At 33.9% G+C, this 6387-nt stretch carries 7 protein-coding genes and 1 pseudogene; 3 read left to right on the top strand and 5 right to left on the bottom strand.

Annotation, left to right across the window (positions count from 1 at the left end):
* Positions 1 to 809 (top strand): annotated as a pseudogene (locus GFJ36_RS29500) (S-layer homology domain-containing protein); the annotation flags it as partial.
* A 403-nt stretch (positions 810 to 1212) separates the two neighbouring features.
* Here GFJ36_RS29500 and GFJ36_RS10670 read toward each other — a convergent pair.
* Both GFJ36_RS10670 and tnpA read right to left on the bottom strand, forming a co-directional pair.
* The gene (locus tag GFJ36_RS10670) at positions 1213 to 2292 is read right to left on the bottom strand and encodes an RNA-guided endonuclease InsQ/TnpB family protein (protein WP_001136645.1); all 1080 of its coding nucleotides are present in this window, start codon (positions 2290 to 2292) and stop codon (positions 1213 to 1215) included.
* Between the two features lie 5 nt (positions 2293 to 2297).
* Positions 2298 to 2699 (bottom strand): IS200/IS605 family transposase, encoded by a 402-nt coding sequence (gene tnpA, locus GFJ36_RS10665; protein WP_033666944.1) that lies wholly within the window; start codon positions 2697 to 2699, stop codon positions 2298 to 2300.
* A gap of 512 nt (positions 2700 to 3211) precedes the next feature.
* On the opposite strand from tnpA, the gene GFJ36_RS10660 reads away from it, so the two are divergent.
* On the top strand, positions 3212 to 3616 hold the full coding sequence (locus tag GFJ36_RS10660; protein ID WP_098230917.1) for a DUF3221 domain-containing protein: 405 nt from the start codon (positions 3212 to 3214) through the stop codon (positions 3614 to 3616).
* A gap of 332 nt (positions 3617 to 3948) precedes the next feature.
* Here the strand turns inward: GFJ36_RS10660 and GFJ36_RS10655 are convergent, their stop codons facing one another.
* Complete coding sequence (locus GFJ36_RS10655) at positions 3949 to 4692, bottom strand: M15 family metallopeptidase (protein WP_088065122.1); 744 nt, start codon at positions 4690 to 4692, stop codon at positions 3949 to 3951.
* Between the two features lie 244 nt (positions 4693 to 4936).
* Between GFJ36_RS10655 and GFJ36_RS10650 the strand changes: the two genes are divergently transcribed.
* The gene (locus GFJ36_RS10650; RefSeq protein WP_098230915.1) at positions 4937 to 5191 is read left to right on the top strand and encodes a SunI/YnzG family protein; all 255 of its coding nucleotides are present in this window, start codon (positions 4937 to 4939) and stop codon (positions 5189 to 5191) included.
* A gap of 396 nt (positions 5192 to 5587) precedes the next feature.
* On the opposite strand, the gene GFJ36_RS10645 is transcribed toward GFJ36_RS10650, so the two are convergent.
* Positions 5588 to 5911 carry a hypothetical protein gene (locus tag GFJ36_RS10645; RefSeq protein WP_088065096.1) on the bottom strand — a complete coding sequence of 108 codons (324 nt, stop codon included), beginning with the start codon at positions 5909 to 5911 and terminating at the stop codon, positions 5588 to 5590.
* Between the two features lie 106 nt (positions 5912 to 6017).
* The coding region (locus GFJ36_RS29070; protein ID WP_194956666.1) for a hypothetical protein at positions 6018 to 6387 on the bottom strand (370 nt) is incomplete at its 5' end.

Here is a 6387-nt window from a genome sequence, read left to right as displayed (position 1 = left end):
GTTCTATTTCTAAAATAAACGAAGAATCTAACAAACAACAAGAAAACCATGTAATTGGGGTAATAAATGATGCAGATCCTTATTATGTGACTGTTGCATATAAAGATGCTAATGGAAATAGTCAAGAAGTGACTATAGACTTCCCAAATGGTAGTAACTCTAACCTTAAAAACGGTGACAAAGTTAAAGTTGCTAACAAAGATCAATGGAAACATCAAAAAATCTATGGACAAACTGTATTTTACACTGATGTGAATTCTATTTCTAAAGTAAATGATGAATCTAACAAACAACAAGAAAACCATGTAATGAGTAAAGATAAAGAACAAAAACTCTTAGCACAACTAAAAAAACGTTCTGGTACAGTGACAAAAAAATCCGAAGATAGCCTAGAAATTTCAAGTAAAAATCAAACCATTCGTGCCCATGTTAATCCAAAAGTACTACCAAACATTCAGATAGGTGATACAGTAAATGTTTATGCTCAAGCATTTGAAATGGCCCCTATCCTTCTAAAGGACTTACCTTTCGAGGCAAGAAACGCGATTATTCAAAAAGGAAATGAACAAAATATTTTAGAGAATCAATACAAAAAAATCACAGGAAATGTTACAGGAAAATCGGATAACTCAATCTTAGTTTCAAGTAACAACATAGCTTATGAAGTTGAAACTTCAACCGAAGTATTACAAGATATTGTAATCGGTGATACGGTGAACGTTTATGCTGCATCTTTTGATTTTAGCCCTATTTTACTTGCTGGTGTTCCTGTGAAAGCTATTTCTCCTATTGTTGAAAAAACAAACTAATGTTCAACATTCTATAATTTTGTTAACTTCATCCGAAAAGAACTCCTAAGTAACATAGGAGTTCTTTTTATGAAGTTATATATTTTCTATCGTGCTCGTAAGACCTAGTATATTAATCGTGATTTACTATCTGTCCAACAGTAACTATCTTATTTTTATTTCTATAAGTTTTTATCAAGAGACAGAGCTTTATTTCCCCATCTTTCTTTGAACTCCCCCACTCTCACTTCTAAATAAAGTGAACGCGTTTGACACTCCCACGGCTAAAGCCGCAAGTCCTACACCTTACGGTGTAACGGATGGGATTCTTGAATGACTAAGCATTCGCAGTCCATTTCTGTTTTGAACAGCCTTCAAGATGAGGGTGTGCCATCACCCCTCCTAAGACAGACCATATAGGTTCTTAGGCTGATTGACTATTACCGCCAACCACAGTTGCGTAGCGAATATTCATCGCCCCAACGATATCACGATGTTTCTCAAATCCACATTGGCACTTGTATTTTCTGTCTTGTGCCTTGTTCTTTTCAGAACATTTCGGACATGTTTGACTTGTATAAGAAGGGTTCACATATTCGACCTTTATGCCAACTAATGTCGCTTTGTACTCGATGAATTGTGCTAAACGATGGAATGACCAAGTGTGTAGATTTTTTTCGTTTTTACGGCTTGTTCGTGCCGTCTGTCTAATGTTCGTTAGTTGCTCTAATCGAATGACAGAAATATTATTATCCGTTGCAAAATCAACGATTACACGACTTACTTTGTGGTCTTGGTCTTGCATCCATCTTTGTTCTTTATCATCGAGTTGACGAAGGGCATTCAGTTTCTTAGCTTCTCCTAACTTCTTGCGAACACTGCGAAACTTACGTTTCATAAATTTGTTTTGCCTACCGTTCCCGAAGAAACGAACTTTATCATCATCTGTGATGGCTACCGCAGGAACTTTAAGACCTAAGTCTACTCCTAAAATCTTTGTTCCCGTTTTTTCGTTTGTAGGAATCGTGACAGATATTTGAGCAATCCATTTAGCAGATTTCTTCGTGATACGGAGTGTACCTAACTTGTGCTTCAACAATTCGAAATTGCGATTATATTTGTCTATTAATAAAGCGCGAACCTTTAAACGAGTTGACTTTCCGTTTACCATAAACGGAATTGAAATGTGCGTGAAGTCAAATGAATAGTTTTGGTTATTCCATACACAAACAGGTCTTTTTAGAATCGGAACGATTTTGTATTTACTCTTTTTCACCTTTGTAGAAAACACACTTTTCGCATCTTTAATTGCTTGATTTTTCACCGCACTTGGGATATTGGCCTCAATATCCTTTGTACTTTTCTTTGTGCTTTTCTTTGCTTCAACCATTTCAGATACAAGGGCATTAATGACTTTTATATACTCGTGGCTACTTTGTTCCAATAGCATGATTTGTTGTTTTGTTGGAAGCAATTTAACTTTAACTGTGATGGTTTGTGGCACAAGTTTCACCCCCTCGTTTTTTGATTTTCAACATAATGTTTTATTGTCTCACTTGATACATTTCCAGCAGTAGAAACAAAATAAGAACGCGTCCATAGGCTCGGCAAGTGTTGAAGATGAGGAAACTCTTCTCTCAAACGTTTTGATGTCACTCCTTTAATTTTTGCCATTGTATCAGCAGGACTAAGTGTTGGTGGTGTATTTAAGAACAAGTGAACGTGGTCTTTGTCGCATTCCATTGCAACAATAGAAATATCCAATTCTCCGCATATTTCTTGAACCAACTCTTTGAAACGTTCTTCTACTTTTGTATTAAGAAAAATCTTTCTTCTGTATCGTGGACAAAACACAAAATGATAGTTAATTAATGACACGGTTGTTTTGGTTCTTCTATAATCATTCATCATGTTTGCATTGTATCAGTTGGATTATAAAACTGCAACGCGAAAGAGAAAAAAATAAAAGATACCAACATTTTGGATACTTAGAGTGCCACAAACCTTGCGGTTTTTAGTAGCACTCCTTATCCAACCTCCCTTTCATCCCCTGCCTAAACGCGAGGGGCTTTCTCGTTCGGGAAGGGCTGTAATTCAACTGTTTTAAAAAAATCAAATTTTATTGCTCAAGGCACCTTCGAACTTTAGAAGGAACAAAAAAAGAAGAGGGATTTCCTCCCTCTTCACCAATAAAATCAAACATATTTACAATTAAGGAAGGGTATACATTCATCAGGGGATGAATGTAATAATAATATTTCACATAGTGAATCATAACACAAATCCACTTCCATTAATAGATAATTTTAACATTTATGGATTATATGTGACAGAACTGTTAAACATCTTAATATTAAAAGGTTTTATATGATAGAACTAGAAAATTGCTAGTGTAGGGATAAAATATAAGGGGGATATGTATTATGTTTACAAAAAAACAAAAATTAGTAACAACCGTAACAGCTTTAACATTAGGATGTGGATTTACTTTCGGATCAAAACCGGCATTTGCAGATTCTAATAAGGCGTCTGTAAGCACTGCACCTATTTATTCTATTCATAAACAAGAACAAGATCCTTTTACTGGATATGTCATTTCAGTAGAAAACAATTATTTAGTGGTTGCTTCTACATCTACAAAAGATGAAGCTCTCGCTTACCAAAATGATTGGTGGGAGTTAGTAAATCAAAATAAGATTTTAAGGGTTCCTATTTCAGATGGTGAAAATTACACTATAGGTGAACAGTTAAATGTTTATGCTGCTGCATGGACCAAATCTTTACCACCAATTGCTGTAATTCCTAAAATTGAAAAAGTAATTCAATAGATTATGCTAAAAATAACAGGGCATCATTCTAATTAGAATGATGCCCTGTTATTTAGTAAAAAACCGAATACGTAATCTTTATATTCTTTTTCGTTGCTTTCTGATTTCCATCATATATTAACCTAATACTTATCATTCTGCACCTGACGCAAGATCCTACATCTCACATTACTGTAAAGATATTATTCGCCATCTTTCATCTCTAAAATAGTAGTATCGTTTACAATCCCATGGCATACCCTTTAAGAGCATTAAGAAATACCTTGTTTCATACCCCTATCTTTTACACTCTTACTGCTATCGCTAGCAAATTTAATTCTTTAATTCTATTTTCACAGATTCATATATTCTTCTAAAGTCAGTTTTTTCTTATATATACTTTCAGCAATATCTCCTACATAGCGAATATGCCACGGTTCATAAGCATATCCAGTAATACCCTCTTTACCTTTTGGATAACGAATAATAAAACCTGCACGATGCGCATTTTCTTTCAGCCATTTTCCTTCTTTCGTATTCGCAAAAGTTAGCTCTAGCTCATTATTTGCACTTTTAGAAGAAACATCCATCGTTAATCCCGTTTGATGTTCACTATGTCCAGGCTTTGCCGAGAAGCGATCCGTATGCTCTTGCCCTTTCTTTTTAACATTGTTGGCATACAGGCCTTTTTGATACTCATAGGAACGAAATCCTGAAACAGCATTCAACTGGATTCCATCCTGCTTAGCTAAAAGGAATAGTTTTTCTAACGCTTCCGCTGCTTCTTTACGAAGATGACTCTTTTCTACCGTTCCACTAAATGAAAACGGTACATTTGGGACAACTAAATCCTCTGGCATATAGTCTTCGGGTAAACCATATTCCTTATTTACTACAGCCTGTACACTAGCAAAAGAACTTGCTATCTTATTTGAAGTCCCATTTTGCTTACTATTTTTTTCTTTATTTATGGAGTTTTCACTAGTTTCATGGTTTGTCTTATATGGTTCTTTACCAATAGATATATTGGTGTAAATGATAAAGATACCTAACATTACTACTATACAAGTTAAGGTTCCTACTAATTTAAGTCTCATCATTCATTTCCTTCCTACAGCGCCTACTGTTACTCATTCATCATACTTCAGCCATGTCAAATCCATATTAATTCCCTGTGAACTTTTCTTCATAACGTATTTCTTAATAGATTGATAGTATATCTTCCCGTACTTTTGACATCCTTAAAATATCAGTTCTATTCATACATGTAGAAATATAATCTAAAAATTCTTATAATAAGATAAGAAGTGTAGCATTCTATTATAGAAAGGTCTTGGTATAATGTTAGGTATTGATGTAAAAAAAACAAAAGAAGAGTTAATAATTTCATGGCAATTGGCGGAGGTTACAATCCCATTACGTGATGTGCTTGAGGTTACCGAAGATGCTACCTATGCGGGAGTTGAAGAACCAACTGCAATCCGTATCGGAACTGCATATGCGACAACTGATCGTATATTAATTAGAACTGTAAAACAAAATTATGTATTATTTACTACAAACAAAGTGTCGATTTTAAAGGCTATACTTGGTTAAAGATGGTCATATAAATAGATTCAAACAAAGTTCGAATAAAGCAAAAGAGAGAAGTCATAGAAATTTCCTTATTTTATTAAATTCATTAGTATGGCTGCTAACACTTTTGAATTCTTCAAAACGAAAATTATTATCTTGGTCACCTTTTGCTATATTTGAGGGTAACATGTAATTGATGCTGCAGAAATTTGGATGCAAAATTGCATCTTTAATTCAGATATATTGATGTATAATGAAGATGAACTGCTCAACATTTTTCTTTTAAGTTAGTATGTCAAACCCTAACTACCTAAAGAACTAAGGTAAACGTATATTATGTCATTTTAAGAAATACAAAAGGCGCCCTTACAAGGGCGCCTTTTGTATTTCTTAAAATATATTCTAATATTTTATGTTTTAGAGTTCCTCTATTTGAATCGTAAAATGTGGTTTGAATTTCACTTCAATTGTTTTGTTTCCTACGCCACCTTGGACATACAATGAATCATTGCGGGTATAGATTCGTTTAGCCGAATCCATATTGGTTTCAAATATACAATTATTTTCATAACACATTTTTAATTCAACAGTTTCCTCGTAATAACACATAATCATTACTAATTCAAATCCCAGTTTGTCTATTTTACTATATCTATATGCACCTGCACCAGGAATAAAATAATCTTCTGGTTCACTCTCGAAAATTTCCAATAATTCGTATTCATCATATTTAATATTCAACTTGAGTATTCCTAACTTATTTTATAGGTAGTGTATTTATAGTTTCATACGATGTTTATTTTGCACCGTATGAAACTAGTATATTTACTATATGAAGTAGTGACTATTATTCTGGACATAAATCAAGTACATCATGAAACATAGCGTATTCTACAGTCACCTGAGGTCCAAAAATTGTTACCCCCTCTGGGAATTTGAGGTTCATTACAACCTCATTTACTTCTGCATAGGATAGTTGTGTATAATTCTTCGATGTTAAAGATTGAATAACTTGTTGGTCAAATTCCAATTGCTGACTCGTATAGGGCTGTGTGTCATATCCATCTAAAGTTGACATGAGTGACGTATCGCCAGGACAGTCAACTGAAAATTCATGCTGTAAGTAAAATACAGGTGCCAATTTTGAAATTAATAAAGTACTGCTGTAGTAAATATTTAAATTCTCTTTCTTATATGGTTTAAAATCGAATACATAT

Origin of the sequence: Bacillus sp. EE-W1 (assembly GCF_009760835.1) — a bacterium.
Classification (GTDB): Bacteria; Bacillota; Bacilli; order Bacillales; family Bacillaceae_G; genus Bacillus_A; species Bacillus_A wiedmannii.
Note: the sequence above shows the minus strand (reverse complement) of the source record. Positions and strands in the feature narration are given on the sequence as shown.